This is a genomic window from Corallococcus llansteffanensis (assembly GCF_003612055.1).
In the GTDB taxonomy this organism is placed as follows: domain Bacteria; phylum Myxococcota; class Myxococcia; order Myxococcales; family Myxococcaceae; genus Corallococcus; species Corallococcus llansteffanensis.
This window is the reverse complement of the sequence record NZ_RAWB01001076.1, coordinates 1-1,031: the sequence shown is the minus strand read 5'-3', so window position 1 is coordinate 1,031 and position 1,031 is coordinate 1. Positions and strand designations below refer to the sequence as shown.

Annotated in this window: 2 protein-coding genes; both read right to left on the bottom strand. The window is 74.4% G+C overall.

The annotated features are described in order from the left end of the window. The coding region (locus D7V93_RS43425; RefSeq protein ID WP_147451697.1) for a zf-HC2 domain-containing protein at nt 1-273 on the bottom strand (273 nt) is incomplete at its 3' end. Beyond that, nucleotides 266-910 (bottom strand): RNA polymerase sigma factor, encoded by a 645-nt coding sequence (locus D7V93_RS43420; RefSeq protein WP_244237861.1) that lies wholly within the window; start codon nt 908-910, stop codon nt 266-268. The genes D7V93_RS43420 and D7V93_RS43425, both read right to left, overlap by 8 nt. Nucleotides 911-1,031: the final 121 nt, after the last annotated feature.

Here is a 1,031-nt window from a genome sequence, read left to right as displayed (position 1 = left end):
CAGGAACACGGAGGCGGCCACCGCCATCGCGACCGCCGCGGCGGCTACCGGGCGGTGCCAGCGCGCGGGGCGGATCACCTCGGCCTCGCGCGGCACGGAGGCGGCGACCTCGTACAGCTGCTCCTCCAGGAGGGCTTCTTCCTGGAGCAGGCGCGCGCACGGTTCGCAGGTGAGGGTGTGGGCCTCCAGCTCCGCCGCGGCGTCGGGCGGCAGCGCGCCCAGCAGGTACTGCTCCGTGCGGTCGCGGGTGAGGTGGGGAGTGGGCCTAGACATGGTTTTCCTCTGCGAGCGCGGTGCGCAGCTGCTTGCGGACCTCGCACAAGATTTGTCGCACGCGCTGGACGGACAGGCCGACGCGGGAGGCGACCTCGGAGTGGGGAAGGCCCTGGCCGTCACAGGCCAGGAGGAAGACGTTGCGCGCGCCCGGCGACACGCGGGCGAGCGCGTCCTTCGCGCGGGCGAGCTGCTCTTCCGACAAGAGCCTCCGCTCCGCGGACTGCGTGGGGTCCACCGGCTGGTGCCGCTCCGGCAGGTCCTCCACCGTGCCGTCCACCGACTCGCGCCGCACGCGCCGGGCCTCGTCCGAGGCGAGGAAGGACGCCTGGGTAAGCGCGAGGTGGGGCAGGCGCAGCTCCGTGAGCAGCCCGCGCTGCTGCTGCTGGATGAGGCGGGCCCACGTCTCCTGGGCCAGCTCCTGGGCCCGGTCCGCCCGCACGCCCCGGGCGAGCAGCGACACCACCACCCGTCGTTGATGCCGCGCGATGAGCGCGTCCCACGCGGCCCGCTCCCCGGCCAGGGCGCGGCGGGACAGGACCTCTTCGTCCGGTGCCGCCGCGGGCCTCGCGGGCCCGCCTGTGTCCTGGCGCGACTGGAGCGTCGTCATCCCAAGGCCCTGTACGGCTGCATCCATGCCGTCTTCCCGTTGCCCGCTGCGTTCTGCCCGGGAGGCTGTCCGCTCCGGGCCCTCCAGCAAACGCGCGGCCGAGCCGGGCATATCGACGGAAGGAGGCAAGGGTGGCGCGGGGTGGGTG